Consider the following 26713-nt stretch of genomic DNA (forward strand, 5'->3'; position numbering starts at 1 on the left):
TCCGCGGGCCCGCTCGCCATCTTTCGCTTCGGGAAGCTCTCGCCGTGATCAAGCAAACCTCTAACCGAACCGGCGGGATCGCGCCGCGTTCCTTTCTCGACGACAACAAAGAGTTCGAGCGCTGGCTGCGCTCCGAATGCAAGGTCGTCGCACGCGACCTCGGCGAAAAGCACAAGAAGATGAAGGACGACCCGTTCGTCTTCCTTCGTGCAACCTTCTTCCGCTGGGCCAGATGTATCGAAGCGATCTGCCCGGAGTTGAAGGACGCGCCGCGCGTGCCGTCGATCGGCGACACCCATATCGAAAATTTCGGGACCTGGCGCGACGTGGAGGGGCGTCTCGTCTGGGGCGTCAACGATTTCGACGAGGCCGCGATGATTGCCTATCCCTTCGATCTGGTGCGCCTTGCGACGAGCGCGCGGCTCGCCCCGAAGGCCAGGAAGAGGAAGGCGAGGGCCATGACCCACGTCGGCAATGGCGACGCCGCCAAGGCGATTCTCGATGGCTACAAGAAGGGTCTGACGCGGCCGCGGCCCTCGCTCCTGGATGAGCAGGCGAGCTGGATGCGCGCTTACGTGGCATGTACCGACGACGAACGCCAAGAGTTCTGGGACGACGTGAGGAAATATCCGCGGGCGAAGCCACGATCCCCTGTTGCCGCCGCGCTCCGCAGCGAATTGCCGCCCGATGCCTCGTTTGGTCGCTTCGCGAGGCGCGTGGCAGGTGCCGGCAGCCTGGGCCGGCCGCGTTTCGTCGCCATCGCCGGATGGCGCGGCGGCCAAATCGTCAGGGAGGCCAAGGCGCTGGTGCCGTCAGCCTGGGATTGGGCGCATGGCCAGCGGGGCAAGCTGCGCTTTCTCGATCTCGCAACAGGTCCATATCGCGCGCCCGATCCGCACCTCGCGCTCGAGCGCCAGAGCGGCTTCGTGATCCGGCGCCTTGCGCCCGACTCCCGCAAGATCAATCTCGGGGATCACGCGAACATGGAGGTGGAGCTCGATCTGCTCAACGTCATGGGCTTCGACATCGGCGCCATTCACGCCGCCGGAGGCGCATCGGAGAGGATCGCCGCAGACCTGAGAAAGCGCGACGATGGTTGGCTCCATGCTGCCGCAAAGGCTGCTGCCGCCTTCGTCGAAGGTGATTTCAGGGAGTGGCGCAGGCACGGTTGACCGGTGATCTCCGGTCTCGGCTATTCCCGCGCTTTGCCTGGTTGGTGCAAGATTTGCTATAGGCGATCCGATCGAGGCAGGAAGCGGCTCGCCCGCACCAGCCTTGCCACGCCCTGCCAATCCCGGAGACCCTGATGCCTTTCGATTTGATCCTGCGCGGGGGCCGCGTGATCGACCCCTCGCAGAAGCTTGATGCCGTGACCGATGTCGCCTTCGCCGGCGGCAAGGTCGCCGCCATCGGCAGCGCTCTCAAGGCCGATCCCGGCACGGATGTGCGCGACGTTTCGAAATACATCGTGACGCCGGGCCTGATCGATCTGCATACCCATGTCTATTGGGGCGGCACCTCGCTCGGCATCGACGCCGAGGAGTTCTGCCGGCTGTCCGGCGTCACCACCGCGGTGGATACGGGCAGTGCCGGGCCCGGCAATTTCGCCGGCTTCCGCAAGCATGTGATCGAGCCGAGCCAGGTCCGCATCCTCGCCTATCTGCATGTCTCGCATGCCGGCATTTTCGGCTTTTCGCACCGGATCATGGTCGGCGAGAGCGAGGAGCTCAGGCTGATGAATCCGATCGAGGCCGCGCAGGTGGCCGATGCCAACCGCGACCTCATCGTCGGCATCAAGGTGCGCGTCGGACTGCATTCTTCGGGCACGTCGGGAGCGGTGCCGCTCGATATCGCGCTCGAGGTCGCGAACGAGGTCGGCATGCCCCTGATGGCGCATATCGACCATCCGCCGCCGAGCTATGAGGAGGTGCTGGCACGTCTGCGTCCCGGCGACGTGCTGACCCACGCGTTCCGCCCGTTCCCGAACACGCCGGCGACCGCGCAAGGCACGGTGAAGAAGGCGGTGCTGGAGGCGCGCGAGCGCGGCGTGCTGTTCGACATCGGCCACGGCAAGGGCTCGTTCGCCTTCAAGACCGCGCGCGCGATGCTCGCCAACGGCTTCTATCCCGACACCATCTCGTCCGACATCCATCAACTCTGCATCGACGGCCCGGCCTACGACCAGGTCACCACCCTGTCGAAATTCCTGTGCATGGGCATGGAGCTGTCCGATGTGATCGCGGCCTCGACGGTGAATGCCGCGATGGCGCTGCGCCGCCCCGAGCTCGGCAGCCTCAAGCCCGGCAGCGTCGGCGACGCCACGCTGATCTCGGTCAGCCGCGGCCAGTTCGACTACGAGGACGTCGTCGGCGAGCATTTGATCGGCGATCGCAAGATCGTCTCGGAGGGCGTCGTCATCGGCGGCCGCTGGTGGCATCCGAATTGAGCAGCCCACGATCGAGAATGCACACGACACGCCAATCAGTCGCGTCCCGCCTCCATGATGGCCTTGGCGAGGCGCGTCGGATCGGAGAAGCACAGCTCGTGGCTTCCCGGCACCTGTATCAGGCGGAACAGGCCGAGCTTCTCCGATAGCCGCGGATGCCAGCCATGGCTGTGCGGCAGCGCGGTGTCCTCCGTGCAATTGATGTAGGACTTGGCCAGCGGCATCTCGGCCGGATTGTTCTTGAGTGCGATCTTGTCGGTGAAGGTCGCCAGCGGATGCGGGTTGAGGACGTCATAGGCGCGCTGTGCGGTCTGCAAATCCGCATCGTTGATGAAGGCTTCGCGCCAGACCGGGAACGGCAACACGACCGAGCCGTCGCCTCGCTCGGCCGCGATCGCGTCGAACAGTCCGATATAGTGCGGCGGCACCATGTCGTTGAGGCACTCGCCATCGTTGGGCACGAAGGCATTCCAGTAGACCAGGCGACGGATTCGATCGGGAGCAAGGTCGGCAACGCCGGTGATGATCATGCCGCCATAGGAATGACCGAGCAGGATCACGTCCTTCAGATCGTTCTCGGCAAGGTAGTCGGCGATCGACTGGATCGCTTCCTTCAACCCTGTCGTCTTGGCATCGCCCGGACGATTGCCCTTGATGGTGGGGGTATGGACCTGATGGCCGCCTGCGCGGATCGGTGCGGCGACCGGTTCGAACTCGGCTCCGGTGTGCCAGGCGCCATGGACGAGGACGTAGGTCGACATGTTGTGGCTCCTCCCGAGACTGTGATTAGATTGAGGCCGCGCCGCCTTGGCCGCCAGCGGTGCTGCCGCGCGTCAATTGTGCACCAGCGGCTGATGTGCCGCTTGGCTGGAAGTGAACCGGATTGGTCTCGGAGTGAACCGATGCAGCAGATCGAGCGCACCCTTCCGTCACGCCAATCGGCCTGGGATACCGCCAGCCTGCGGCCGAACGAGCAATTCGCCTATTATCGCGAGGCAATCTGCCAGGCCTTCATGAACTTGACCCCGGAGCCGGCGGCAGCTGCCGGCTTTTCTGCCAGCGTCGACCACATCCGGCTCGGCGATGGCGCGATCAACCGCGTCAGCTTCCCCGAGCACGTGGTGCGCCGATCGGCGGCCGACATCGCGGCGTCCGACCGCAGCTGCTTCTACCTCAATCTGAAATTGGCCGGCCGCTGTCGCATCCAGCAGGGCAATCGCGAGATCAGCCTGTCGCCCGGACAGGTCGGCATCTTCGACAGCGATCGGCAGTTTGCGCTTCTGCACGATCGCGGTCCGCAATTGCGCGTCGCCTCGTTCTGGGTGCCGTCCGAGGCCTTGCGCGAACGGCTGCCGGCTTCGTTCGACGTCGCTGCGGCACGGGTCTCCGACGATCCCGTCGTCGGCCATCTCATCGTCGAGACCGCGCGCACGCTCGCCGACGGCGCGCTGCGGATGACCGAAGACGAGGGGAGGCGGCTGTTCCGGGCGCTGATCGAGCTGGTCGCCGTAAGCCTGTCGCGGCGTGGCCGGGCAGGTGCTGCGGAGACCGAGAGTCTCGCCGATGCAACCATGCTGGCGTTGAAGCGTGCCATTCACCGGCGGCTCCGCGAGCCCGGCCTCGCGGTCTCCGACGTCGCCGACGCCGTGGGCATCAGCGAGCGCTACGTGCACAAGCTGCTGGCGCGATCGGGCTGCAGCTTCACCGATTACGTCATCGACAATCGGCTCGACGGCGCGGCCAGGGATCTCAGCGATCCCGCAATGACGGATCGTGCGATCGGCGCCATCGCGTTCGACTGGGGCTTCTCGGACCTCTCCCACTTCACGCGGCGCTTCAAGCAGCGCTTCGGCTGCCGGCCGCGCGACTGGCGCGCGGCAAAGGCGAGCAGCTGACGCCCGGGTTACAACGACCTTGCGATCAACAGCTTCATGATCTCGTTGGTGCCGCCGTAGATCTTCTGGATGCGCGAATCGATGAAGATGCGCGAGATCGGATATTCCTGCATGTAGCCGTAGCCACCGAACAGCTGGAGGCATTCGTCGGCGGTCTCGACCTGCTTCTCCGAGCACCAATATTTCGCCATCGACGCCGTGACCGTGTCGAGATCCCCGGCGACGAGGCGCTCGATGCACCAGTCGACGAAGACGCGCGCGATCATCGCCTCGGTCTTGCGCTCGGCCAGCTTGAAGGCGGTGTTCTGGAAATCCATCAGCGGCTTGCCGAAGGCTTTCCGCTCCTTGGTGTACTCGGTGGTGAGCTTGATCGCGCGTTCCATCGCGGCGACGGCGCCGACCGCGAGCGCGAGGCGCTCCTGCGGCAATTGCTGCATCAGCTGAACGAAGCCCTGGCCTTCTTCCTTGCCGAGCAGGTTTTCCGGCGGCACGACGACATTGTCGAAGAACAATTCCGACGTGTCGGAGGCATGCAGGCCGATCTTGTCGAGGTTGCGCCCGCGCTTGTAACCGTCCGCGCCCGCGGTCTCCACCACGATCAGCGAAATGCCCTTGGCGCCGGCTTCGCCGGTGCGCGCGACCACGATGACGAGATCGGCGGCCTGGCCGTTGGTGATGAAGGTCTTCTGGCCGTTGATGACGTAGGAATTGCCCTGTTTCTTCGCCGTGGTCTTCACGGCTTGCAGGTCCGAGCCGGTGCCGGGCTCGGTCATGGCGATGGCGCCGACCATCTCGCCGGAGGCCATCTTCGGCAGCCAGCGCTTCTTCTGCTCCTCCGAGCCGTAATTGAGGATGTAATGCGCGACGATGGCGCTGTGCACGGAGACGCCGGTCGTCAGCTCCGGCACCGTGCTTTCGAGATCGTCCAGCACCGCCGCGTCATAGGCGAAGGTGGCACCGAGGCCGCCATATTCCTCCGGCACGCTCGCGAGCAGCGCGCCCATCTCGCCGAGCCCGCGCCAGGCGAAGCGGTCGACCATCTTCTGCTCGCGCCATTTTTCGGCATGCGGCGCCAGATCCTTGGCGAGATATTTGCGGAACTGGTCGCGGAAGACGTCGAGCTCTTCGGTCATCCAGGAGGAGCGGTAGGGCATGGAAACCTCGATCGGTGATGTCGCGCCTTGCGACAGCCAGCGTCAGGCCTGCCACAATGGCCGGCACGGGCGCAAGCCGTGTCCTTTCGTACGCCCACCGGGATCGCCATGAATTGTGTTTTCAGGCTGCGTCCGATCTAGCCATGAGCGGTCTTCCCGCCGTCGATCACGAACTGGCCGCCGGTCGTGTAGGGATGATCGTCGGAGGCCAGCACCAGCGCAAAAGCCGCGATCTCCTCGGGCGTTGCCACGCGCTGCAACCCCGGGACGTTGGATTTGGCCCATTGCGCGATGCCGACATGCCAGGCCGCATCGGGCAGGCCCTCCATGCCGGCGAGCCGGCGGATCATCGGGGTGTCCGTGGTCCCGGGGATCAACGTGTTGATGCGAATGCCGTGCTTTGCGTAGTCGAGTGCCGCGGCCTGCACCAGGCCGACCAGCCCGCGCTTGGCCGCCGAATAGGCCGAGCGCTTGGCCGACGTTGCAATGGCGTTCGACGAGGAGGTGACGACGATCGAGCCGCCTTTCTCCAGCATGTGCGGGATTTGATACTTCATCGACAGGAACACGCCGCGCAGATCCGTGCCGATCACGTCGTCGAATTCGGCCGCGCTGTATTCATGCAGCGGCTTCTCGATGGAGATACCGGCATTGTTGAAGGCGACGTCGAGCTGCCCGTAGCGCGCGATGGTCGTGTCGACCAGCGTCTTCACCTCGGACTCGTGGCGCAGGTCGGCGCGAATGAAGACGGCCTCGCCGCCGGCCTCGCGCACCTCGGTCTCCACCTGCTTGCCACGGTCGGCGTTGCGCCCGCAAAAGGCGACGCGGCCGCCCTCGGCGGCGAACATCAGCGTTGCGGCCCGCCCGATTCCGGAGGTGCCGCCCGTGACGATGACGACCTTGCCCGCGAATCTTTGCTTGCCGCTCGGCTTGTGCTGCGGCAGCGCCGCGCTCTGGCCGAGCGCCACGCCGCCGGCGAGGCCGCCGACGGCACCTGCGAGCATACCGAGGGCCGCGCCCCCGACCAGATGACGCCGCTTTACGGAATTGCGCGCGGTGATATTCTGCATTTCGGTCATTTCGAACTCCGGCCCGCTCAATCTGAACAGTGTTAAGATAGATATGCTGCAATCTGAACAGCGTCAAGTTACATGAAGAAACAGGCCCCCGCCGCCAAGCGCAGCACCGCTCCGACCCGTGCAAAGCCGGAGGCCGGATACCATCATGGCGAATTGCAGGAGGCGCTGATCGCCGCGAGCGAAGCCATTCTCGCCGAGCAGGGTGCGGAAGCCTTCACGCTGCGCGAAGCCGCACGCCGTGCCGGCGTTTCGCCGGCCGCGCCATCGCATCATTTCGGCAACGCCCAGGGCCTTCTCACCGAAGTGGCGATCCGCGGCTACGACGCGCTCGCCGGCGCCTTGCGCGAGGCGGCCTCCGGCAAGCAGGGCACCCGCGACAAGCTCTACGCCCAGGGGCTTGCTTATGTCGATTTTGCGTTGAGGCATCCCGGCCGCTTCCAGATGATGTTTGCCAACAAGCGGCTGGTTGCCGACGATGCGCGCCTGAAGCAGGCGAGCAGGGCCGCCGGCCATGCGTTCGAGATCGTCGTCGCCGAGCTGACCGGTGGCACCGCGAAGGAGGCGAAGACGGCGGCTGCGGCAGCCTGGTCCACCGTTCACGGCTTTGCCAAGCTTGCGCTCGAGGAGAAATTCGGCTCTGTGAAGAGCGAGGCCGGACGCCGCGAGATCATGATGACGCTCGATCAGGTCCTGAACTATCTCTGGCCCGCAAGCGGCGCGCGCCGCTAGAGCATGATCCGAAAAGTGCGAAGCGGTTTTCCGGAAAGATCATGCGCAAACAACAACCTAAAGCGCGATGACGATTCATCCAGATCTCATCGCGCTTTAGATGCACATCGAGGCTTGCGGAGGTCATGACGGGCAAGACGACAGAGCTCAAGCTCGACATCGAGCGCATCGGCACGGTCTCGGCGATTCTGACGCAGCCGACCCATGCGCGCGCCTGCTATGTCCTGGCGCACGGCGCCGGCGCAGACATGCGGCATGCGTTCATGGAGAAGGTCGCAGCCGGCCTTGCCGAGCGCGGCATTGCAACGTTCCGCTTCAATTTTCCCTACATGGAAGCGAAGAAGGGGCGTCCTGACCTGCCCGCAATCGCACACGCGAGCGTGCGCGCAGCGGTCGCGGAGGCAGCGCGGCTCTGCCCCGGGCTCAAGCTCGTCGCCGGCGGAAAATCGTTCGGCGGTCGCATGACCTCGCAGGCGCAGTCGAAGTCGCCGCTCCCCGCTGTCAAAGGGCTCGCCTTCCTCGGCTTTCCCCTGCATGCCGCCAAGAAGCCGTCGAGCGAGCGCGCCGAGCACCTCGCTGCAATCGCGATCCCCATGCTGTTCCTGCAGGGCACGCGCGACGAGCTTGCCGACCTCGCTCATCTCAAGCCCGTCATCGCGCGGCTCGGGAAGGCGACGCTGCATGAGGTCGCAGGCGGCGACCATTCCTTTGCGGTGCTCAAGAAATCCGGCCGAACCAATGACGAGGCGCTCAGCGAGGTGCTGGATGCGCTCGCGGCCTGGATCGACGAATCGCTTAGCGCGTGATGACCTGAGCGCGATTGGGTTCAGGCAACAGCAAAGCTCTCTCGTTCCCTCCCCCGCAAGGCAGGGCAATCGCATGTGAATGACACGGGGACTGTCTAGGCTTGCTCCGCCTCTCCCGCTTGCGGGAGAGGCAGACGCGCTCGCAGAGCGCGGCGGGTGAGGGCTCTCGCCGCGCAGGGGCGCCCTCACCCATTCTCAACAATCGCTGCGCGGAGACACCCTCTCCCCAACCCTCCCCCGCAAGCGGGGGAGGGAGCCCACTGCCGACGCCGCTGCATCCGGCACATCACATGCGATAGCCCCTCCCCCGCAAGGGGGGAGGGAACGCATCTCGATCGAGGCGTTAGCGAGGCTCATCCCATCAGGCGTAAAGCTCACGCCGCGTAAAGCCCCTTGTCGCGCGCTTTCTGGATCGCCAGCGCGGCGATCAGGTCGAGCGTCGGTGTCGACAGGCCGGCGGTGCGCGCGAAGGCCTGGGGCGCCTTCACCAGCACGTCGATCTCCATGGCGCGGCCGAGCTCGTAGTCCTGGAGCAGCGACGGCTTGTGGTTGGGGGCGGGGCCGCTGCGGCTGACGCGCTTGACCTCGGGGATGAAGTATTGGGCAATCTCGTTGGCCTCGGTCAGCATGCGCGGGATGACCTCGGCGAAAGCCGGGTCGTCGCGCACGCCGCGCGCGGTCTGGCCGGTGAGCAGGCACAGCACCGACAGCGACATGTTGGTCAGCAGCTTTGACCAGATCGCCTCGCGGATATCGGCCACCGGCGGCGATTCCAGCCGTGCATCGTTGAAGGCGTTGCGCAGCTTGGTGATCCGCTCGCAATTGCGGTCGTCGCATTCGCCGATCAGGAGGCGATTGCGGTCCGGCGTCAGGTTGTGCACCACGCCGGGCGCGGTCACCTCGTTGGAGGAGAAGACGACCCCGCCGACGATCCGTTCCTTTGGAATGCAGGCGCGCAGGCGCCCGCCGGGGTCGAGGAAGGAGATATCTGGCGGCGTCGGATGCCGCGGCGGCAGGCCGATCCCGTACCACCAGGGAATGCCGTTCTGCGCGAACACGATGGCGGTATCGTCTTGCAGCAGCGGCTTGATGCTGGAAACCAGCCCCGGCAGCGCGGTCGCCTTCAGCGTCGAGATCACGACGTCCTGAGGCCCGAGCTGGGCTGGATCGCCCGATGCGTTCACCTTGGCGCTGACCTCGGAATCGCCGACCCGCAGCTTGAGGCCGCCCGCGCGCGCCGCCTCCAGATGTGCGCCCCGCATCACGCATGAAACGTCATGGCCGGCCCGCGCCAGCCGTACCGCAATGTGGCTGCCGACGGCGCCCGCGCCGAAAATGCAGATGCGCATATTGATATCCCGTATCCATCCCGTGGTGTCGCCCGGCGCCAGCATGACACAAGCCGCCATGCGATGGACGCGGCCGCCCTACGCCGGAAAGATATGGATCAGGGCACGCGCCCTCGGCCATAGTGCGCGGCAAACAACCGGAGGACCCCCGATGAGTACCAGCCCCGTCCTGTGGACCCTCGACGAGCGTGGGGTTGCGACCGTCACGTTGAACCGGCCCGAGGTCAACAACGCCTATGACGGCGCGCTGATCGCGGGCGTGCTCGCGGCCATGGACGATCTGGGGACGAAGTCTCACCTGCGCGTCGTCGTGCTCAAGGGCAATGGCAAGCACTTCCAGGCCGGCGCCGATCTGAAATGGATCAACGGCGTGCGGCCGCAATCGGCTGAAGCGAACGAGGCGGCCTCGCGCGCGACCTTCGAGGCCGTGCAGCGGCTCAACACGCTACCGATTCCGACCGTCGCGCTGGTGCAGGGCGGCTGCTTCGGCGGCGGCACCGGCGTGATCGCGGCCTGCGACGTCGTGATCGCAGCGGACAATGCGCTGTTCTCGATCACCGAGGTGCGCTGGGGCCTGACCGCGGCGATCATCATCCCGCAGCTCTGCGACGCCATCGGCGTCCGCCAGGTCCGCCGCTACGCGCTGACCGGCGAGCGTTTCGGTGCCGAGGACGCCCGCCGCATTGGTCTCGTGCACGAGGTGGTGCCGCTGGCCGAACTCGAGGCCGCAGGCAGCAAGCTGGTCGAGCAATTGCTCGCCAACGGGCCGGAGGCGATGGCTGAAACCAAGAAGCTCGCACTGGAGAGCTCGTTCGGCGGCATGGCGGTGGACGATGCCGCCTACACCCGGCTCGTGCAGCTGCATTCGCTCAAGCGCCAGAGCGCGGAGGCGGCGGAGGGACTGGCCTCGTTCGCCGAGAAGCGGGCGGCGAAGTGGGGCGGCGGGAGCTGAGAGTCAGCAGCCGCGGCAGATGTTGTTGATGCTGCGATAGACCGCGTCGTCGTCCTGCCGCATCTGGCGCAGCGTTTCGAGCGTCCTGCTCGCGTCGGTCGCGGGCGCAGGCTTGCGCCTGGCCGCGAGCTCGTCCTCCTGCTGCTTGTAGCAGGCTTCGCGCTCCGGCTTGGCCTGGATGAAGCGGCAGTTCTGCTCCACGGCTGTGGCGGGAGCGGCGGAGATCGCGAAGGCGAGCAGGGCGGCGAAACAATATCTGACGATGATCGAATCCATGGCCGCCCTTGTCTCAGGTCCACCGAGGGTGAGCAACCGCGATCTTGCGACGATGGCGCCTGCCGGCTAATCCGTGGTCCTGTTCGAAGGGTTTGGGAAGGGACGCGCCATGCGGGCCGTGACGATCGAAGAACCGGCACGACAGGTGCCGCTCTATGGCGAATACGAAGTCGTCGTGCTCGGCGGCGGGCCCGCCGGCATCGTCGCGGCGGCTTCAAGCGCGCGCGCCGGGCGGAAGACGCTGCTGATCGAGCGCTACGGCTTCCTCGGCGGCATGGGCACGGCGGCCGGCGTCACGAACTTCTGCGGCCTGCATGGCAATGTCTATGGCGAGCACCGGCGGCTGGTGCAGGGCATGGCCTCCGAGCTGCTGGCGCGGATTGATCGATTGGGCGGCCTCAACACGCCGCATCTGATCCTCGGCAAGGTGTTCGCTCAGGCCTATGACACCGCAGCCTACAAGATCGCGGCCGACGAGCTGCTGGGCAGCCACAAGGTGCACATCCTGTTCCACGCGCTCGGCGCCGGCGTCGTGATGGGCGACAACAGCCGCATCGACGCGCTGATGGTCGAGACCAAGGCCGGCCGGCAGGCGGTGCGATCAGAGATCTTCATCGACTGCTCCGGCGACGGCGATCTCGCGGTCTGGGCCGGCGCGCCGTTCGAGATCGGCGACGCGCACGGTCATCCGCTGTACCCCTCGATGATGCTCCGTCTGAACGGCATCGATCCCGCCAAGGCTGGCGAGGCCTGGCGCACCATTCCGCAATTGATGGAAAAAGCCGTCGCGGCCGGAACCCACACATTCCCGCGCAAAAGCGCGATCGTGCGGCCGCAGAAGTCCGGCATCGAATGGCGGGTGAACTTTACGCAAGTGGCGCGCGAGGATGGCCACGCCATCAATGGCGTCGAGCCCGACGATCTCACCCGCGGCGAGATCGAGGGCCGCAAGCAGGCGCTCGCCGCTTACGAGTTCTTGCGCAGCACTGTCCCGGGCTTTGAGAAGTCCTACATCGTCGATTTGCCGCCGCAGCTCGGCATCCGCGAGACCCGCCGCATCACGGGCGGCTATCAGCTCAGCGGCGAGGACGTGCTCGGCTGCGCCTCGTTCGAGGATTCCATCGGCGTCAATGGCTGGCCGATCGAGGCCCATGTGCCCGGCGACGTCGTCTTCACCTTCCCGCCGATCCCGGAATCCCGCGGCTATAATGAGCTGCCGTACCGCATGCTGGTGCCCGAAGGGGTCGAGAACCTGCTCGTTGCCGGCCGCTGCGCCTCCATGACCCATGAGGGCCAGTCCGCGGCGCGGGTATCCGGGGCCTGCTTCGCGATGGGGGAGGCCGCCGGCTCCGCCGCCGCGCTGGCGCTCTCCGGAAACCGGATTCCACGCGAAATCCCCATTGAAAAATTGCAGGAAACGTTGAAACAACAGGGTGCCTTCATCGGCCGGGACCAAATGGTGCCGGAAGGATTGTGACGGGCGGCAATAGAACGACGGCGGAGGAAACGGGATGATCGGAATGGTGCGGCTCGCGCTTGCGGGCCTTCTGGCGATCACGGCGATGGGCGGTGCAAGGGCCGAGGACGCGCTGAAGGCCAGGATCGGCGTGCTCCGCCTGTCCTCCTCCGCGCCCGTCTTCATCGCGCAGGACAAGGGCTATTTCCGCGAGGCCGGCCTCGAGGTCGAGCTGAAATTCTTCGACGCGGCCCAGCCGATCGCGGTCGCGACCACGTCGGGCGACGTCGATTTCGGCATCACCGCCTTCACCGCCGGTCTCTACAATCTCGCTGGCAAGGGCACCCTGAAGGTGATCGGCGGCATGAGCCGCGAGAAGGCCGGCTATCCCCTGATCGGCTATTTCGCCAGCAACAACGCCTACGCGGCCGGCCTCAAGACGCCAAAGGACCTCGCCGGCAAGCGCGTGGCGATGACGCAGGTCGGATCGAGCTTTCACTATTCGCTCGGCCTGCTCGCCGACAAATACGGCTTCAAGCTCGCGGACGTGAAGATCGTGCCGCTGCAATCGCTGTCGAATGCGGCGGCCGCGCTGAAGGGCGAGACCGTCGATGCGGCGCTGCTGCCGATCTCGACCGCGCGCAAGCTCATGGACGAAGGCGGCGCGAAATTCCTGGGCTGGGTCGGCGACGAGACGCCCTGGCAGCTGGGTGCGGTGTTTGCCTCGCCGAAGACGCTGACCAACAAGGCGCTGGTGACAAAGCTGCTCGGCGCCTTGGCCAAGGCCGACCGCGAATATTACGACGTCATCCTCGCGGCGATGAAGGACGGTGTCGCGCCGATCAACGACAAGACGAAGCCGCTCTTGGAGATCATTGCCAAGTACACCAATCTGCCGGTCGAGCAGGTGGTCGGCAATTGCGCCTATATCGATCCCGACGGCAAGCTGGACGTGAAGAATGTCGACAACCAGATCAAATGGCTCCAGGAGCAGGGCTTTGCCGACAAGGGCTTCGACGCGGATGCGATCATCGCCAAGGAATTTGTGAAGGCGGATTGATGCTGCGCGCTCATCTCTCTCTCCGTCATCCTGAGGCGCGAGTAGCGCAGTGCATCCGCACTGCGCTGCGAGCCTCGAAGGATGAACGGCCCGGATGCAGCGGGGCCGTCGCCCTTCGAGGCATCCGCTTCGCTCCGGCACCTCCAGCGACAACGGCTTCGCCGTTGCGCGGGGGTGACGGATCAAGGAGTTGTGCGTGAGATGGACCTGATCGCCAGCCACATCTCCCATCGCTTCGGCGATCTCGCCGTGCTCGACGACGTCTCCTTCACCGTCGGCGCCGGCGAGGTGGTGGCGGTCGTCGGGCCCTCGGGCTGCGGCAAGAGCACGCTGCTGTCGATCCTCGGTGGGCTGCTGCAGCCGACGTCCGGTGCGCCCGAATTGCGCGGCTCGCCGCCGGCGGACAGTCTCAATCCGCTCACCTTCGTGTTCCAGGATTTCGCGCTGCTGCCCTGGGCGACGGTCGAGCAGAACGTCGAATTCCCGCTGCTGCATGCCCAGCTTTCGGCGGCGCAGCGCCGCGTGCTGGTCGACGACGCCTTGCGCCGCACCGGCCTGACCGATTTCCGCAAGACCTATCCGAAGCAGCTCTCCGGCGGCATGCGCCAGCGGGTCGGCATTTCGCGCGCGCTGGCGGTGAAGCCTGCCATCCTGCTGATGGACGAGCCGCTGTCGGCGCTGGATTCGCAGACCCGCGAGCTCCTGATGGAGGATTTCGTCCGCCTGCTCGCCGATGGCGGCATGGGCGCGGTCTATGTCACCCATAATCTCGAAGAGGCGGCGCGGCTTGCCGATCGCATCGTGGTGCTGTCGCGCAGACCCGGCCGCATCCGGGAGGTCGTGACCGTGCCGATGACGCGCACCGAGCGCGGCGAAGCTGCGGCGCGCGAGAAGCTGTTGGCGCTGCAGACCCAGATCTGGTCGCTGATCCGCAACGAGGCGATCGATGCCGAGCGCGAGGTCCAGCATGCTTGACCGCGCGGGCCTATCTGCCAAGGACGAGGCGACGCGGCGCGTCGGTTTCCGCGGCGCCGGCTTCGTGCCCGCGAGCAGCCGCTACGGCGGATGGATCGCGCTCGCCCTCGTCATCGCGATCTGGCAGGCCGCCGGCAGTGCGGGCCTCGTCAATGCGCTGTTTCTGCCGACGCCCTCTGCAATCGTCCGGGCGATCTACCAGCTCGCGATCTCCGGGGCGCTCTGGCAGCATCTGTCCGCCTCGCTGCTGCGCATCGGCGTCGGCTGGCTGCTCGGGACCGCGGCCGGCATCGCCGTCGGTTTTGCCATCGGCCTGTCGCGGCTCGCGCGCAGCGTCGGCATCACCTTCATCTCGGCGCTGTTCCCGATCCCGAAGATCGCGCTGCTGCCGCTGCTGATTCTCTGGCTCGGCATCGGCGAAGAGCCGAAGATCGCGACCATTGCGCTCGGGGTGTTCTTCTCGACCGCGATCTCGGTCTATAGCGGCGTCGATGCGGTGCCGCGCAACCTGATCCGCATGGCGCAGAGCTTCAACGTTCCCTTCGCCACCATCGTGCGCAAGGTGATCTGGCCCGGCGCGCTGCCGGCGATCCTCGCCGGCTTCCGCATCACCGCATCCGTCGCGCTGCTGCTCGTCGTCAGCGCCGAGATGATCGGCGCCCAATACGGCATCGGCGCCTTCGTGCTCCAGGCCGGCAATCTGATGCAGACCGATCAGCTGCTTGCCGGTGTGGTGATCCTGTCGGTGTTTGGGCTTGCGGTCGGCAAGGTGATCGGCTGGCTGGAGACGCGGCTGCTGCACTGGCGGTAGCCGCAATCCGCGCCGCCGTAGGGTGGGTTAGCCTCGCGGATTGCGCGAAGCGCAAACCGCTAGGCGTAACCCACCTCTTATGCTTCCGCGTTTGCCGAACGAGTTGGTGGATTACGCCTTCGGCTAATCCACCCTACGAGACCCTCACGCGTTCCCGCGATCTTCCCTGAACAGATCCAGCTTCTGCTGCACCGGGCGGTCCGAGAAGCTGAACAGCACGGCGTCGTCGTCGGCCTCATGCGTGACCCAGTGCCAGCTCGGCACCACGAATAGATCACGCGGACCCCATTCGAACACGGTATCGCCGATGCGGCTGCGGCCCCTGCCTTCGATCGGGCAGAATACCGTCGCATCGGTTGAGCGATAGCGCGCGGTCTTGAAGCCCTTGGGCAGCAGCTGGATGAAGGTGCCGATGGTCGGCATCGCGAAATCGCCGGTCTCGGGGTTGCTGAACTTCAGCTTCAGCCCGTGGCAGGCGTCCCATTCCTGGCTCGTCCTGGCCTTCTCCAGCGCTTCGCGCGTATGAGCATAGGGATAGCTGAAGATCGGCGAGGTCTTCGACGAGCGCTTCACATCGACCGGCAGCAGATTGTGGCCGTAGCGCGCAAAGCTGTCGCCGGCAGGTTTCGTGATCTTCTGCTGGTCCTCCTTGGCGCCTTCCGCGAACGAGCAGTCGAAGAACTGCACCATGGGAATGTCGAGGCCGTCGAGCCAGAACATCGGCTGGTCGGTCTCATTGGAATGATCGTGCCAGGTCATCGACGGCGTGATGATGAAGTCGCCCGGCTCCATCGCGGTGCGCTCACCGTCGACGGCGGTGTGGGCGCCCTTGCCCTCGAGCACGAAGCGCAGTGCCGACTGGCTGTGCCGGTGCGCCGGTGCGACGTCGCCGGGCACCACCATCTGCACGCCGGCATAGAGCGAGGTCGTGATCTTGGACAGGCCGCGCAGGCCGGGATTTTCCAGTACCAGCACGCGCCGCTCGGCCTCCTTGGCGGTGATGAGCTTGCCGGCTTCAATCATGTAATCGCGGATGACGTCGAATTTCCACAAATGCGGCCGGCAGGCGCTCTTCGGCTCCGGGGTGATCAGATCGCTCATCACCGTCCACAGCGCGGTGAGGTTCTCGCCGTCGATCTTCTTGTAGAACGCCTCGCGTTCCGGTGTCTTGGTCACGGCTTCCATGGCAGCGCTCCCGTTCGTTTGTTGATTGACAGTATACTGACGATCTGGCTAGCGTCAACGTGAGGGACGGCTTACAAGTTCGCTGTCGTTCCGGGGCTCGCGCAGCGAGAACCCGGAACCTCGAGATTCCGGGTTCGGCTCTTCGAGCCGCCCCGGAATGACGAGCAAGAAACAGCAGGGAGGGTGCCAATGAAGCTGCACGGCTATTTCCGCTCCAGCGCCGCTTATCGCGTTCGGATTGCGCTGAATCTCAAGGGCCTCAAGGCCGCGCATCTGCCGCATCATCTGCGCAAGGGCGAGCAATGCGCGCCCGCCTATCTCGCCATCAACCCGCAAGGCCTGGTGCCGGCGTTGGAGAACGATGCGGGTGCGGTGCTGACGCAATCGGTCGCCATCATCGAATGGCTCGACGAGACGCACCCCCATCCGCCGCTGCTGCCGAAGGATGCGCTGCAGCGCGCCAAGGTGAGGGCGTTTGCGCTGGCGATCGCCTGCGACACCCATCCGGTGCAGAACCTGAAAGTGTTGGCGCGGCTGCGCGAGCTCGGCCTGCCCGAAGAGAAGGTCCAGGACTGGGCCGCCTGGGTCAATCGCGAAGGCCTGTCGGCTTGCGAGATCCTGATCAAGGACGAGCCCGGTCCGTTCTGCTTCGGCGATGCGCCGACGCTGGCCGATCTCTGTCTCGTGCCGCAGCTCGCCAATGCGCGCCGCTTCGGTGTCGACGTCTCGGCCTATCCGCGCCTGCTCGAGGCCGAGGCCGCGGCCAAGGCGCTGCCGGCGTTCGCCGAGGCTGCACCGGAGAAGCAGCCCGATGCCGAGTAAGCCGCCCGCTCCGATCACGATCGATGCCGTCTATGCCGCGCCGGGCTATCTGTTCCGGCGCATGCAGCAGATCGCGGTCTCGATCTTCATGGAGGAGTGCAAGGCGTTCGACCTGACCCCGGTGCAATATGCGGCGCTGATCGCGATCCACACCCATCCCGGCATCGACGCCACGCGGCTGTCGGCGGTGATCGCCTTCGACCGCTCCACGCTCGGCAGCGTGATTGAGCGGCTGCAGGCCAAGGACTATATCGAGCGCAAGCCGGCGCCCGAGGACAAGCGGATCAAGCTGCTCTATCTGACCAGGTCAGGCGCGGCGATCCTGCGCGAGATCATCCCCGCCGTCGAGCGCGCCCAGGCGCGTATGCTGGAGCCGCTGAAGCCGGCGGACCGCAAGACGCTGATGGGCCTGTTGTCGCAGCTCGTCGACCTCAACAACGAGGCCTCACGCGTGCCGCTGCGGGCCGAGGATGCGCTGGAGCATCTGGGCAAGACGGGGTGAGGAACGTATGAGGCGATACGCGCGCCCCACGCTTACATCTCGTAGGGTGGGCAAAGGCGCCCTTGCGCCGTGCCCACGACCTCTCTCCAACGGACCAGAGGGTGGGCACGCTCCGCTTTGCCCACCCTACGATGGCTGTGCGTGGATCTCCGCCCCGTGCCTCACATCCTCAGCAATGCCTGCCGGTCGATCTTCCCCGTGCCGGTCTTCGGCAGCTCGTCGATGAAGATCACCTCGCGCGGATATTTGTAGGGCAGCAGCTTGCCCTTCACGTAATCCTGTAATCGCCGCGTCGTCTCACCCCGGTTGGCCGTGCGGTCGTTCATCACCACCACCGCCTTCAGCGTCATGCGGCGGTCCGGCAGCTCGGCGGCGAACACCGCGCATTCGCGGATCTCGGGGTGGTCGGCGAGACAGAGCTCGACCTCGAGCGGATAGACCCACTGGCCGGAGATCTTGACCAGATCATCGGCGCGGCCGCGGAAGAAGTGGAAGCCGTCGGCATCCCTGACGAAGCGGTCACCGGTGTAGATCCACCCTTCCTCGCGGATCGTCTCGGCGGATTTGTCCGGCCGGTTCCAGTACAGCGGCGTGTTGGAATCGCCGCGGACCCACAAGATGCCTTCCTCGTTGTCGCCGACGTCGCCGCCCTCCTTGTCGCGCAGCGCGACCTCATAGCCGGGTACGCGCAAGCCGGCTGCGCCGAGCTTCTTCCGCTCGGGCCGGTTGGAGAGATAGATGTGCAGCACCTCGGTGGAGCCGAGGCCTTCGACGATCTCCAGGCCCGTGAGCGCCTTCCAGCCGTTGAAGACCTCGGCCGAGAGCACCTCGGCGGCGGAGAGCGCCATGCGCAATGATGAGAAGTCGGTCTTGTCCGCGCCCTCGGCCTTGGTCAGCGACGTATACAGCGTCGGCAGGCCGAAGAACACCGTCGGCCGGTACCGCGCGATCGCTGCGAAGATCGCGGCGGGTTTCGGCTGGCCCGGCAGCAGCAGCGTCGCAGCTCCCGCCGAGAACGGGAAGGTGACGGAATTGCCGAAGCCATAGGCGAAGAAGATCTTCGGCACGGAGAAGCAGATGTCGTCGGGCGTGAGCTTCAGGATGTTCCGAGCGAAGGCGAGATCGCTGTAGGCCATGTCGTGCTGGAGATGCACGATGCCCTTGGGCCGGCCGGTCGAGCCGGAGGAGTACATCCAGAACGCCATCTCGTTGCGATGCGTGTGGGCTTCGGCCAACTCGGTCGAAAACTGCGTAAGCCAATCCGCCGCCGCAACAGCTGCTGGCGCCGCGTGATCGCCCACCGCGCCATTGACGACGATCAGCGTACGCAGCTTCGTGTCCTTGCAGGCTTCGACGTTGAAGCGCGCGGAGAATTCGGACTCCGCCACCGCAACGACGGCCCCGGAATCGGCGAGATAGAATTGCAGCAGGTCGGGCGGCGTCAGCGTGTTGATCAGGAGCGGCACGAAGCCGGCGCGCACCGCGCCGAAAAACGCGGCCGGATAGGCCGGGGTGTCGTCGAGGAATAGCAGCACGCGGTCGCCGCGCTTCAGGCCGAGCGAAGCAAAGCCGTTGCCCCAGCGGCAGGCGTCCGCGCATAGCTCGGCATAGGTCCGCGTGCCCGCGGGCCCCAACAGCGCCAGCTTGTCACCGCGGCCCTTGCCGAGGTTGTCAAACAGCACTCGGCTGGCATTGTAGATGTCGGGAACGGCAAAGCCGATCTCGCGCGTCCCCGCGCTGTCGGCAGGCACCTGGTCGAAAATCTCGTTGCTCATGCCTCGTCTCCGCCGTTCTTGGCCGCCTCGTAGCGGGACATGAAGGCCGGCGACATCGCGCGCAGCCGGGAATCGTCGATCCGGCCCGAGCGGGTGATGTAGCTGTAGGCGAAATCCATCAGGGGAAGCTTCATGTGCTCGGCAAAGCGCTCATACCAGAACGCCGAGGTGCGCGCGGCGTTGACGAGCTTCTGCACCACCGGTTTGCGCGCGGCCTGGTAGCGATGCAGGGCGGTCGCAAGATGCGCATCCGATTCCAGCGCCTTGACCAGCGCAATGGCGTCCTCGATGGCAAGCCGCGTGCCCGAGCCGATCGAGAAATGCGCCGAATGCAAGGCGTCCCCGAGCAGCACCATGTTCTTGAACGACCAATGCTCGTTCCAGACCCAGGGGAAGTTGCGCCAAACCGATTTGTTGGAGACGAGGCAATGGCCGCCAAGCGTGTCCGCAAACACTTCTTCGCAGACGCCCTTGGACTGCTCGACGTCCTTGTAGGCGAAGCCGTAGGCCTGCCAGGTCGCATGGTCGCATTCGACCAGGAAGGTGCTCATGGCCGGCGAGTAACGGTAATGATGCGCGTTGAAGGCGCCGCGGTCGGTCTTCACGAAGGTTTGCGACAGCGTGTCGAAGCGCTTCGAGGTGCCGTACCAGACGAACTTGTTGGAAGAGTAGGACAGTGAGGTGCCGAAATCGCCCTCATAGGCGCGGCGCACCAGCGAGTTCAAGCCGTCGGCGGCGACGATCAAATCGTGGCCATTGAGCTGGTCGATGGCGTGGATCTGCGAGTCGAAGCGGGGCGTGACGCCGACGTCGAGCGCGCGCTGCTGCAGGAATCTGAGCAGCTCCAGCCGCCCGATCGAGGAGAAACCGACCCCGTCGATGGCGACGCTGTCGCCATGAAGGTTCAGCGTGATGTTCTCCCAGCTCTCCATATGCGGCGCGATCGCGTCGACCGTCTCGGGGTCGTCGGCGCGCAGGAATTCAAGCGCCTGGTCGGAGAACACGACGCCAAAGCCCCAGGTCGCGTCGGCCGGGTTCTGTTCGAACAGGTCGACCTGATCCTCGGGGTGACGCTTCTTCCAGAGATAGGCGAAATAGAGCCCACCGGGCCCCCCGCCAATCACGGCGATCCGCAACGTCTGCCTCCCTAATTGACAGTATACTTACTATCTAGGGGTAGACTAATGTGCTCCGGCGTCCGGCGCCAGCGGAAATTATCCGCCGAGCGCGGGCGCCGCAGCTCGCCCTCGGACACACGTCTTGTGCGCATCCGAAGCCGTCAGATCCGAACCATAGCCAAACCGCGCCGGCTTGGCTATTCGCGCATCAGACGCAGCGCTTCACATAGACCCCGTTCACCAACACCCTGGTACAGCGGACCACGGGGGCCGGCTTGCGGACCACGACGGCCGCGTTCGGCCCGGCGCAGCCGGCGCGATAGACGCCGCGGGCGCACACCACCGCGTTGGCGTCGGTGGCCTCGAGAATCATGGACGCTCCGAAGGCGAGCAGCGCAGAAGCAACGAGCAGCAATGAACGCATGGTGTCCTCCCGGGGCTTGTCGTGGTCGAAACTGGGTCTGAAGAAAGTATCTGCGTCAGCGTGCGAGCAACTGGTCGCGCACTGCGCAGTTCATCTCCGTGCTGCGGATAAACATCATCCGCTCCGCCCTATCTGGCGGCGAAAGGCGCGAGCACCTCCTTGCAGGCCGGCGAGAGCGATGCCGCCCGGTTGGAAATGCATTGGATGATCCGGCCGCCGCCGGGCGCCACGCCGGCGCAGAGGGTGCGGATGTCGGCGCCGCAAGCCGACCGCGCGATGAACAGCTCTTCGCGCGGCAGCAATGGCCGCAGCACGATGGTGGCCGGTGCCGCGGCAGGCGCCGCCGCGGCGGCCGGTGCAGCACCCGACGCGGGCGCGGCCGCTCCGCCACCGAACGCCGCATTCACGGCCTTGGCGCAACCGGCCGACACCTTCGCCTTGTTCTTCTCCAGGCATTCGATGGCGGGCGCGCCGCCGGGCGGCACGCTGGCGCAGACCTTGGGATAATCGCCGCGGCAGGCGCTCTTGATCGCGGAAGCCTGGGCAGGGCTCGGCTGCTTTGCTGCTGCAGCCGGCTTGGCCGCTGGCTCGGCGGCGGGCGCCGCTTCCGTTTTTGCCGGTTCAGATTTGGTAGGCTCGGATTTGGCGGGCGCCGCTTCTGTCTTCGGCGCGGCGGCCGGCTCGACCGCGCGAACCGCAGCCTGGCACCCCGACGACAAGCTCGACATGTTCTTGGCGAGGCATTGAACCGCCTCCACTCCGCCGGGCGTCACGCTCGAGCAATGCGCCATGAAGTCCGAGCGGCATGCGGACCGGATGGCGCTCTTCTGGGCCTCGGTCTGCGCGAGCGCTCCTGTTGCAGTTGCGAAGAGTGCCGTCGCCAGCAACGCGGTGCGCGTCGATGCATGTTTCAACGTGTTGAGCATTTGAATGAATTCCTGCCCGGTCGGGAACGCCGACTATTTTGAAAAGATATACAAGCGCAATCGTCGCGAGGGTCAGCTCGCGAGCGGCATCTTTGGCTGCTTCGGCCTCTACCGCAAGTCAATTATGCCGGCGCAATTGGGCGCGACTACGTCGTCAGTCTCACCATGCGCTTGCCGCGGTTCTCGCCCGCGAGCAATCCGATCAGCGCTCCTGGCGTGTTCTGCAATCCGTCGATGATGTCTTCCTGCACCTTCAGCTTGCCGGATTTGACCCAGGCCTGGAGCTCGGCGAGCGCGCGCTGGCTCTCCTTCATGTAGTCCATCACGATGAAGCCCTGCATGACGAGCCGCTTCACCACGATCAGTCCCGGCACGCCGCGCGGGCCGTGCGCTGCGGGCGCGCCGTCGTATTGCGAGATCGCGCCGCAGCAGGCGATGCGGCCGTAATTGTTCATCTGCGGCAGGCAGGCTTCGAGAATGTCGCCGCCGACATTGTCGAAATAGACGTCGATGCCCTTCGGAGCAGCCGCGCGCAACGCCTTGAAGACCGCGCCATCCTTGTAGTCCACGGCGGCATCGAAACCGAGCTCGGAAGTAAGCCAGTTGCACTTGTCCGCGCCGCCGGCAATGCCGACCACGCGGCATCCTTTGATCTTGGCGATCTGTCCGACGATCGAGCCGACCGAGCCCGCGGCCGCGGAAACCACCACGGTCTCACCCTGCTTGGGCTTGCCGATCTCGAGCAGGCCGAAATAGGCGGTGAGGCCGGCGATGCCGAACACGCTGAGCAGATGCGTCATCGGCTCGAGCTTCGGCATCTTGGTGAGATGCTTCGCCGGCACCGCGGCAAATTCCTGCCAGCCGGTGTCGCCGAACACGATGTCGCCGGCAGCCAGGTCCGGCGCCTTCGAGCTGACGACCTCGGCAATGGCGCCGCCGGCCATCACGCTGTTGGCCTCGACCGCGGAGCGATAGGTCGCGCCGTGCATCCAGGCGCGGTTGGCGGCGTCGAGTGAAATGTATCGCACGCGCAGCAGGGCCTCGCCGTCTTTCGGTTCCGGCATTGCGCCGTCCACCATCTTGAAATGCTCCGGGCCGAGCTTGCCGCTGGGCTTTTCGACCAGCAGAATTTGGCGATTGGCGTTGCCGCTCATGGCGTTTCCCTCATTGATGTCTTGACGATTATTGATGCAGCCGCCGCAAACAAAACGTGCAGGCCGCATGTGTTCTGCGCCGCATGAAGGCTAGAGCGCGGCGTGCGATTTCACAACGGGAACATCCCGAAAACGCGACCACACGCAAAGCGTGTTGCGTCGCTGTAATATCTACGACATCATGAAGCGCCGATGTACGTGGGGATCAACGATGTCCAACAGGTTTACGCAATACATTCTGGCGGCGATGGTGCTCGGCATCATCATGGGGGCGGCGATCTACAGCTTCCTGCCCGACACGCGCGCCGAGTGGGCCTCCGCCATCAACCTGATCGCCATGATGTTCCTGCGCCTGATCAAGATGATCATCGCGCCTCTGGTGTTCGCGACCCTGGTCGGCGGCATTGCCCATATGGGCTCGGGCTCCAAGCTCGGCCGCATCTTCGCCAAGACCATGGGCTGGTTCGTCAGCGCCTCCTTCATCTCGCTGCTGCTCGGCCTGATCATGGTCAATCTGCTGCAGCCCGGCGCGAATTTCCCCGGCACGTTGCCCGCCGCGGATCAATCGACCGGCCTGCCGGTGTCGGCCTTCTCGATCGAGAAATTCCTCACCCATCTGATTCCGACCTCGATCGCGGATGCGATGGCGCAGAACGAGATCCTGCAGATCGTGATCTTCGCCGTGTTCTTCTCGGTGGCGATGGGCGCGATGCCCGAGCGCTCCAAGCCGATCCTGGCGCTGATCGACGACATCGGCCACATCATGCTCAAGGTCACGAGCTACGTGATGCTGTTCGCGCCGCTCGCGGTGTGGGCCGCCATCACCGCCACGGTCGCCAAGAACGGTCTCGGCGTGCTCTGGAAGCTCGTCGTCTTCATGGGCGGCTTCTATCTCTCGCTGGCGATCCTGTGGGCGATCCTGATCGTCGTCGGCTTCATCGTGATCGGTCCGCGCTACAGCCATCTCCTGAAGCTGATCCGCGAACCGCTGATGATCGCGTTCTCGACCGCGAGCTCGGAGGCGGCCTATCCGAAGACGCTGGAGGGCCTCAATCGCTTCGGCGCCTCGTCGCGGATCTCGAGCTTCGTGCTGCCGCTCGGCTATTCCTTCAACCTCGACGGCACGATGATGTATTGCACCTTCGCGAGCGTCTTCATCGCGCAGAGCTATCACATCGACATGCCGCTCGGCACCCAGCTCGCGATGCTGGCGACGCTGATGATCACCTCCAAGGGCGTCGCCGGCGTGCCGCGCGCCTCCCTCGTCGTGATCGCCTCGACGCTGGCGCAGTTCAACATCCCCGAGGCGGGCCTGCTGATGATCATGGGCATCGACACCTTCCTCGACATGGGCCGCAGCGCCACCAACGTGATCGGCAACACGCTGGCGACCTCGGTCGTGGCCAAATGGGAAGGCGAGCTCGGGCCCGAGCACGCGCTCGGACCCGGCGACGTCGTGCCTGAGGACATGGTGCCGGGCGAGGTGCCCGCGATGGCCGGCCATGGCTAGGAGCGAACCATGGTCCAGATCCTGGCGAGGTCGTTGACCTCAGGCCGCCTGTGGCTCGCGGCATCGCTGCTCGCGGCCGCCTTGTCCGCGACCTCTTTGTTCGCGACCTCTGCGCGCGCGCAGACTGGCGAAGGGCTCAGTCCGACCCTGGCCGCGATCAAAAAGGCGCATGCCGTGCGGCTGGGTTATCGCGAGAGCTCGCCGCCGTTCTCCTTCCTCGACCAGTCGGGCCGCCCGATCGGCTACAGCCTGGAGCTCTGCGAGGCCATCGTCGAGGAGATCGGCGTCGAGGTCGACGATCCCAACCTCAGGATCGACTACGTCAAGGTCACCTCGGACGACCGCATCGACGCCATGCTCCAGAACAAGATCGACCTGGAATGCGGTTCGACCACCGCCAATGCCGAGCGCGGCAAGCGCGTTGCCTTCTCGCCCTTGATGTTCGTCGCCGGCACCAAGCTGATGGTGCCGAAGGGAGCGGCTGTTTCCGGGGTCGCGGACCTCAAGGGCAAGACCGTGGTGGTGACCAAGGGCACCACCAACGAACAGGCGATGCACGCTGTCGACAAGAAGCTCTCGCTCGGCCTCAACATCGTGACCGCGCCGGATCACGAGCAGTCGTTCCGGATGGTAAACGACGGCAAGGCGGATGCGTTCGCAACCGACGACATTCTGCTCTATGGCCTGATCGCGCGTCATAAGGCGCAAGGCTATTTTCGCGTGGTTGGGGACTATTTGTCCTACGATCCCTACGGCATCATGTTCAGGAAGGGCGAGCCGCAGCTCGCCGCATTGGTCGAGCGCGCCTTCCGCAAGCTCGCCTCCAACCGCGACCTCGTCCCGCTCTACAACAAATGGTTCACCGCACGGCTGCCCACCGGCGAACGCCTGAACGTGCCGATCTCGCTGCAGCTGGAAGAGGCGTTCAAGGCGATGGACGATTCGGCCGGCGCGAACAATTGAGCCGGGGCGTCTCTCTCACTCTCTCGCTCCGTCATCCTGAGGCGCGCGCTCGGCGGTGCAAGCGCACCGCTGAGCAAGCCTCGAAGGATGAACGGTCGAGCCGCCAGTTGGGCCGTCGTCCTTCGAGGGCCGCTGAAGAAGCGGCCACCTCAGGATGACGGTGATGGCTCAGCGTTCGTGGCGCGATTCGTCGAACACCCGGTCCAGCGCCGCGTCATACGTCGCCTGCACCAACTCGGGATGCAGCTTCGCCAGCGCCTCCATCATCACGCCGGAATTGATCTCGAGCACGCGCCACGCGCCGTCGACACGAACCACGTCGATCGAGGCAAAGACAATGCCGATGGCGCGCGCGGCGTCGATCGCGAGCTTGACGCAGGCGGTGCGGACATCGCCATCCTCCAGCAGCAGCGGTTTTGCGCCGGCATCGAGATTGTGCCGCCAATCCGCGCCACGCTGCTTGCTGTAGGCGACGCGCGGCAAATCATCCAGCAGCACCACCCGCACCTCGTCCTCGATCGCGACATAGGGCGAGATCACGAGGCCCGTGCTCATCGAGAAGACCTCGCTGGTCGCGCGGTCGAGGTCCGCCTCGGTCGCCACCTTGAATACCGAGCGGCCCGATGTTCCCTCGTTCGGCTTCACCACAACGCCCTGCGGATTGTCGCCGAGCAGCTCGAGCATGGCCGCTCGCCAGCCGGCGCCGACCACGTTCCTTCCCAGCTTCGGATTGAGGAAGAGGTGATGCGGAACGCAGGGCACGCGCTCCAGCGTCAGCACCTCGGCGGTGGCCGATTTGTCGTTGGCGAGACGGTGCGCGATCGCGCTGTTGAGGCCGATGTCGTAGCCGAAGGCGAAACGGCGCATCTGGCCCCGGCGCATCGCGATCAGCCAGCCGTCGGCGCGCAGATCGACGGCGATGCCGTGGTCCGCACAATAGCGCCTGATTGCCTGAACGAAGATTCGCTCGTCGCCTGTCATGTCTTTCGTCGTTCCTGTCGCCGAAGACCGCAAAAACGCGGGCAAAGGCGCCAATCGCGTGGGAAATCAGAGCTATTCTTAATGAAATTCTCGCGAGCGCGACGGAAATTAAGTGCTGCAATCGAGCCCTGCAGGGAAAAGAAATTGCCCTCTCTGCAGCAGAGGCAGCAGATTCGTTAATGATGCGTCCAATTCCGCCGCAAATGCCGGTTTGATCGGCATCAATTGCAGCCGAAACGAGGTTGATTATTGGTCTCAATGGCGTAGATCACACACGCGAAATCCTCCGCCATGGCAATGGTGTCCGCCCCGTTTTCAGGGGCCGGGCCACGCTGTTGCCCGAAAACCGCAATTATTCGGAATAT

General features: G+C 65.3%; 26 protein-coding genes. 14 read left to right on the forward strand and 12 right to left on the reverse strand.

Annotation, left to right across the window (positions count from 1 at the left end):
- Positions 1–44 precede the first annotated feature (44 nt).
- The gene (locus tag D6B98_RS31875; RefSeq protein ID WP_126260985.1) at positions 45–1172 is read left to right on the forward strand and encodes a DUF2252 family protein; all 1128 of its coding nucleotides are present in this window, start codon (positions 45–47) and stop codon (positions 1170–1172) included.
- A 134-nt stretch (positions 1173–1306) separates the two neighbouring features.
- On the forward strand, positions 1307–2446 hold the full coding sequence (locus tag D6B98_RS31880; RefSeq protein ID WP_126260986.1) for an amidohydrolase/deacetylase family metallohydrolase: 1140 nt from the start codon (positions 1307–1309) through the stop codon (positions 2444–2446).
- A gap of 35 nt (positions 2447–2481) precedes the next feature.
- On the opposite strand, the gene D6B98_RS31885 is transcribed toward D6B98_RS31880, so the two are convergent.
- Positions 2482–3207 (reverse strand): alpha/beta fold hydrolase, encoded by a 726-nt coding sequence (locus D6B98_RS31885; protein WP_126260987.1) that lies wholly within the window; start codon positions 3205–3207, stop codon positions 2482–2484.
- A 141-nt stretch (positions 3208–3348) separates the two neighbouring features.
- On the opposite strand from D6B98_RS31885, the gene D6B98_RS31890 reads away from it, so the two are divergent.
- On the forward strand, positions 3349–4341 hold the full coding sequence (locus D6B98_RS31890; protein WP_126260988.1) for a helix-turn-helix domain-containing protein: 993 nt from the start codon (positions 3349–3351) through the stop codon (positions 4339–4341).
- An 8-nt stretch (positions 4342–4349) separates the two neighbouring features.
- Here the strand turns inward: D6B98_RS31890 and D6B98_RS31895 are convergent, their stop codons facing one another.
- Positions 4350–5495, reverse strand: coding sequence for an acyl-CoA dehydrogenase family protein (locus tag D6B98_RS31895; protein WP_126260989.1), 1146 nt, complete (start codon positions 5493–5495; stop codon positions 4350–4352).
- Between the two features lie 137 nt (positions 5496–5632).
- Positions 5633–6574 carry an SDR family NAD(P)-dependent oxidoreductase gene (locus D6B98_RS31900; protein ID WP_126260990.1) on the reverse strand — a complete coding sequence of 314 codons (942 nt, stop codon included), beginning with the start codon at positions 6572–6574 and terminating at the stop codon, positions 5633–5635.
- A 72-nt stretch (positions 6575–6646) separates the two neighbouring features.
- Here D6B98_RS31900 and D6B98_RS31905 point away from each other — a divergent pair, with 72 nt between their 5' ends.
- Together D6B98_RS31905 and D6B98_RS31910 are read left to right on the forward strand one after the other, a co-directional pair.
- Positions 6647–7303, forward strand: a complete 657-nt coding sequence (locus D6B98_RS31905) for a TetR/AcrR family transcriptional regulator (RefSeq protein ID WP_126260991.1) — start codon at positions 6647–6649, stop codon at positions 7301–7303.
- Between the two features lie 125 nt (positions 7304–7428).
- Positions 7429–8109 carry an alpha/beta hydrolase family protein gene (locus tag D6B98_RS31910; RefSeq protein ID WP_126260992.1) on the forward strand — a complete coding sequence of 227 codons (681 nt, stop codon included), beginning with the start codon at positions 7429–7431 and terminating at the stop codon, positions 8107–8109.
- Positions 8110–8483: 374 nt separating this feature from the next.
- Here D6B98_RS31910 and D6B98_RS31915 read toward each other — a convergent pair whose 3' ends face one another.
- Positions 8484–9458, reverse strand: coding sequence for a ketopantoate reductase family protein (locus D6B98_RS31915; protein ID WP_126260993.1), 975 nt, complete (start codon positions 9456–9458; stop codon positions 8484–8486).
- 151 nt (positions 9459–9609) lie between these two features.
- Here D6B98_RS31915 and D6B98_RS31920 point away from each other — a divergent pair, with 151 nt between their 5' ends.
- Positions 9610–10410: an enoyl-CoA hydratase-related protein gene (locus D6B98_RS31920; RefSeq protein WP_126260994.1), complete on the forward strand. Its 801-nt coding sequence runs from the start codon at positions 9610–9612 to the stop codon at positions 10408–10410.
- 3 nt (positions 10411–10413) lie between these two features.
- Here the strand turns inward: D6B98_RS31920 and D6B98_RS31925 are convergent, their stop codons facing one another.
- Positions 10414–10686, reverse strand: coding sequence for a hypothetical protein (locus D6B98_RS31925; RefSeq protein ID WP_126260995.1), 273 nt, complete (start codon positions 10684–10686; stop codon positions 10414–10416).
- 109 nt (positions 10687–10795) lie between these two features.
- Here D6B98_RS31925 and D6B98_RS31930 point away from each other — a divergent pair, with 109 nt between their 5' ends.
- From D6B98_RS31930 to D6B98_RS31945, 4 genes are all read left to right on the forward strand, one after another.
- The gene (locus D6B98_RS31930) at positions 10796–12163 is read left to right on the forward strand and encodes an FAD-dependent oxidoreductase (RefSeq protein ID WP_126260996.1); all 1368 of its coding nucleotides are present in this window, start codon (positions 10796–10798) and stop codon (positions 12161–12163) included.
- A gap of 34 nt (positions 12164–12197) precedes the next feature.
- Positions 12198–13202, forward strand: coding sequence for an ABC transporter substrate-binding protein (locus D6B98_RS31935; RefSeq protein WP_126260997.1), 1005 nt, complete (start codon positions 12198–12200; stop codon positions 13200–13202).
- Positions 13203–13403: 201 nt separating this feature from the next.
- On the forward strand, positions 13404–14177 hold the full coding sequence (locus tag D6B98_RS31940; protein WP_126260998.1) for an ABC transporter ATP-binding protein: 774 nt from the start codon (positions 13404–13406) through the stop codon (positions 14175–14177).
- Positions 14170–14988, forward strand: coding sequence for an ABC transporter permease (locus tag D6B98_RS31945; protein ID WP_164719009.1), 819 nt, complete (start codon positions 14170–14172; stop codon positions 14986–14988). The genes D6B98_RS31940 and D6B98_RS31945 overlap by 8 nt, the downstream gene beginning before the upstream one ends.
- Before the next feature lie 144 nt (positions 14989–15132).
- Here the strand turns inward: D6B98_RS31945 and gtdA are convergent, their stop codons facing one another.
- Positions 15133–16173 (reverse strand): gentisate 1,2-dioxygenase, encoded by a 1041-nt coding sequence (gene gtdA, locus D6B98_RS31950; RefSeq protein WP_126261000.1) that lies wholly within the window; start codon positions 16171–16173, stop codon positions 15133–15135.
- Positions 16174–16362: 189 nt separating this feature from the next.
- Here gtdA and maiA point away from each other — a divergent pair, with 189 nt between their 5' ends.
- Positions 16363–16995: a maleylacetoacetate isomerase gene (gene maiA, locus D6B98_RS31955; RefSeq protein WP_126261001.1), complete on the forward strand. Its 633-nt coding sequence runs from the start codon at positions 16363–16365 to the stop codon at positions 16993–16995.
- Positions 16985–17497: a MarR family winged helix-turn-helix transcriptional regulator gene (locus D6B98_RS31960; RefSeq protein ID WP_126261002.1), complete on the forward strand. Its 513-nt coding sequence runs from the start codon at positions 16985–16987 to the stop codon at positions 17495–17497. The genes maiA and D6B98_RS31960 overlap by 11 nt, the downstream gene beginning before the upstream one ends.
- A 161-nt stretch (positions 17498–17658) precedes the next feature.
- Here D6B98_RS31960 and D6B98_RS31965 read toward each other — a convergent pair whose 3' ends face one another.
- The 5 genes from D6B98_RS31965 to D6B98_RS31985 all read right to left on the reverse strand — a co-directional run bounded on the left by D6B98_RS31965 (position 17659) and on the right by D6B98_RS31985 (position 22894).
- Entirely contained in the window at positions 17659–19272 is a 1614-nt protein-coding gene (locus D6B98_RS31965) for a benzoate-CoA ligase family protein (protein WP_126261003.1), read from the reverse strand.
- Positions 19269–20408, reverse strand: a complete 1140-nt coding sequence (locus D6B98_RS31970; protein WP_164719010.1) for an FAD-dependent monooxygenase — start codon at positions 20406–20408, stop codon at positions 19269–19271. The genes D6B98_RS31965 and D6B98_RS31970 overlap by 4 nt, the downstream gene beginning before the upstream one ends.
- Positions 20409–20598: 190 nt before the next feature.
- Complete coding sequence (locus tag D6B98_RS31975) at positions 20599–20814, reverse strand: hypothetical protein (RefSeq protein WP_126261004.1); 216 nt, start codon at positions 20812–20814, stop codon at positions 20599–20601.
- Between the two features lie 128 nt (positions 20815–20942).
- On the reverse strand, positions 20943–21740 hold the full coding sequence (locus tag D6B98_RS31980) for a cysteine rich repeat-containing protein (RefSeq protein ID WP_126261005.1): 798 nt from the start codon (positions 21738–21740) through the stop codon (positions 20943–20945).
- 146 nt (positions 21741–21886) lie between these two features.
- Positions 21887–22894 (reverse strand): NADP-dependent oxidoreductase, encoded by a 1008-nt coding sequence (locus tag D6B98_RS31985; RefSeq protein ID WP_126261006.1) that lies wholly within the window; start codon positions 22892–22894, stop codon positions 21887–21889.
- A gap of 211 nt (positions 22895–23105) precedes the next feature.
- Here D6B98_RS31985 and D6B98_RS31990 point away from each other — a divergent pair, with 211 nt between their 5' ends.
- Both D6B98_RS31990 and D6B98_RS31995 read left to right on the forward strand, forming a co-directional pair.
- Complete coding sequence (locus tag D6B98_RS31990; RefSeq protein WP_126261007.1) at positions 23106–24404, forward strand: dicarboxylate/amino acid:cation symporter; 1299 nt, start codon at positions 23106–23108, stop codon at positions 24402–24404.
- A 9-nt stretch (positions 24405–24413) separates the two neighbouring features.
- Positions 24414–25367, forward strand: a complete 954-nt coding sequence (locus D6B98_RS31995) for an amino acid ABC transporter substrate-binding protein (protein WP_126261008.1) — start codon at positions 24414–24416, stop codon at positions 25365–25367.
- Positions 25368–25535: 168 nt separating this feature from the next.
- Here D6B98_RS31995 and D6B98_RS32000 read toward each other — a convergent pair whose 3' ends face one another.
- The gene (locus tag D6B98_RS32000; protein WP_126261009.1) at positions 25536–26348 is read right to left on the reverse strand and encodes an ATP-grasp domain-containing protein; all 813 of its coding nucleotides are present in this window, start codon (positions 26346–26348) and stop codon (positions 25536–25538) included.
- Positions 26349–26713 lie beyond the last annotated feature (365 nt).

It is taken from the genome of Bradyrhizobium sp. LVM 105 (assembly GCF_003957705.1).
GTDB lineage: Bacteria > Pseudomonadota > Alphaproteobacteria > Rhizobiales > Xanthobacteraceae > Bradyrhizobium > Bradyrhizobium frederickii.

Excerpts from the sequence above, each read along its gene's own strand:
- D6B98_RS31925 (WP_126260995.1), bottom strand. The coding sequence starts at position 10,686 with ATGGATTCGATCATCGTCAGATATTGTTTCGCCGCCCTGCTCGCCTTC.
- D6B98_RS31900 (WP_126260990.1), bottom strand. The coding sequence starts at position 6,574 with ATGACCGAAATGCAGAATATCACCGCGCGCAATTCCGTAAAGCGGCGT.
- D6B98_RS31920 (WP_126260994.1), top strand. The coding sequence starts at position 9,610 with ATGAGTACCAGCCCCGTCCTGTGGACCCTCGACGAGCGTGGGGTTGCG.
- maiA (WP_126261001.1), top strand. The coding sequence starts at position 16,363 with ATGAAGCTGCACGGCTATTTCCGCTCCAGCGCCGCTTATCGCGTTCGG.
- D6B98_RS31910 (WP_126260992.1), top strand. The coding sequence starts at position 7,429 with ATGACGGGCAAGACGACAGAGCTCAAGCTCGACATCGAGCGCATCGGC.
- D6B98_RS31880 (WP_126260986.1), top strand. The coding sequence starts at position 1,307 with ATGCCTTTCGATTTGATCCTGCGCGGGGGCCGCGTGATCGACCCCTCG.
- D6B98_RS31945 (WP_164719009.1), top strand. The coding sequence starts at position 14,170 with ATGCTTGACCGCGCGGGCCTATCTGCCAAGGACGAGGCGACGCGGCGC.
- D6B98_RS31965 (WP_126261003.1), bottom strand. The coding sequence starts at position 19,272 with ATGAGCAACGAGATTTTCGACCAGGTGCCTGCCGACAGCGCGGGGACG.
- D6B98_RS32000 (WP_126261009.1), bottom strand. The coding sequence starts at position 26,348 with ATGACAGGCGACGAGCGAATCTTCGTTCAGGCAATCAGGCGCTATTGT.
- D6B98_RS31975 (WP_126261004.1), bottom strand. The coding sequence starts at position 20,814 with ATGCGTTCATTGCTGCTCGTTGCTTCTGCGCTGCTCGCCTTCGGAGCG.
- D6B98_RS31960 (WP_126261002.1), top strand. The coding sequence starts at position 16,985 with ATGCCGAGTAAGCCGCCCGCTCCGATCACGATCGATGCCGTCTATGCC.
- D6B98_RS31915 (WP_126260993.1), bottom strand. The coding sequence starts at position 9,458 with ATGCGCATCTGCATTTTCGGCGCGGGCGCCGTCGGCAGCCACATTGCG.
- D6B98_RS31990 (WP_126261007.1), top strand. The coding sequence starts at position 23,106 with ATGTCCAACAGGTTTACGCAATACATTCTGGCGGCGATGGTGCTCGGC.
- D6B98_RS31940 (WP_126260998.1), top strand. The coding sequence starts at position 13,404 with ATGGACCTGATCGCCAGCCACATCTCCCATCGCTTCGGCGATCTCGCC.
- D6B98_RS31905 (WP_126260991.1), top strand. The coding sequence starts at position 6,647 with ATGAAGAAACAGGCCCCCGCCGCCAAGCGCAGCACCGCTCCGACCCGT.
- D6B98_RS31890 (WP_126260988.1), top strand. The coding sequence starts at position 3,349 with ATGCAGCAGATCGAGCGCACCCTTCCGTCACGCCAATCGGCCTGGGAT.
- D6B98_RS31985 (WP_126261006.1), bottom strand. The coding sequence starts at position 22,894 with ATGAGCGGCAACGCCAATCGCCAAATTCTGCTGGTCGAAAAGCCCAGC.
- D6B98_RS31995 (WP_126261008.1), top strand. The coding sequence starts at position 24,414 with ATGGTCCAGATCCTGGCGAGGTCGTTGACCTCAGGCCGCCTGTGGCTC.
- D6B98_RS31980 (WP_126261005.1), bottom strand. The coding sequence starts at position 21,740 with ATGCTCAACACGTTGAAACATGCATCGACGCGCACCGCGTTGCTGGCG.
- D6B98_RS31930 (WP_126260996.1), top strand. The coding sequence starts at position 10,796 with ATGCGGGCCGTGACGATCGAAGAACCGGCACGACAGGTGCCGCTCTAT.
- D6B98_RS31885 (WP_126260987.1), bottom strand. The coding sequence starts at position 3,207 with ATGTCGACCTACGTCCTCGTCCATGGCGCCTGGCACACCGGAGCCGAG.
- D6B98_RS31935 (WP_126260997.1), top strand. The coding sequence starts at position 12,198 with ATGATCGGAATGGTGCGGCTCGCGCTTGCGGGCCTTCTGGCGATCACG.
- D6B98_RS31895 (WP_126260989.1), bottom strand. The coding sequence starts at position 5,495 with ATGCCCTACCGCTCCTCCTGGATGACCGAAGAGCTCGACGTCTTCCGC.
- gtdA (WP_126261000.1), bottom strand. The coding sequence starts at position 16,173 with ATGGAAGCCGTGACCAAGACACCGGAACGCGAGGCGTTCTACAAGAAG.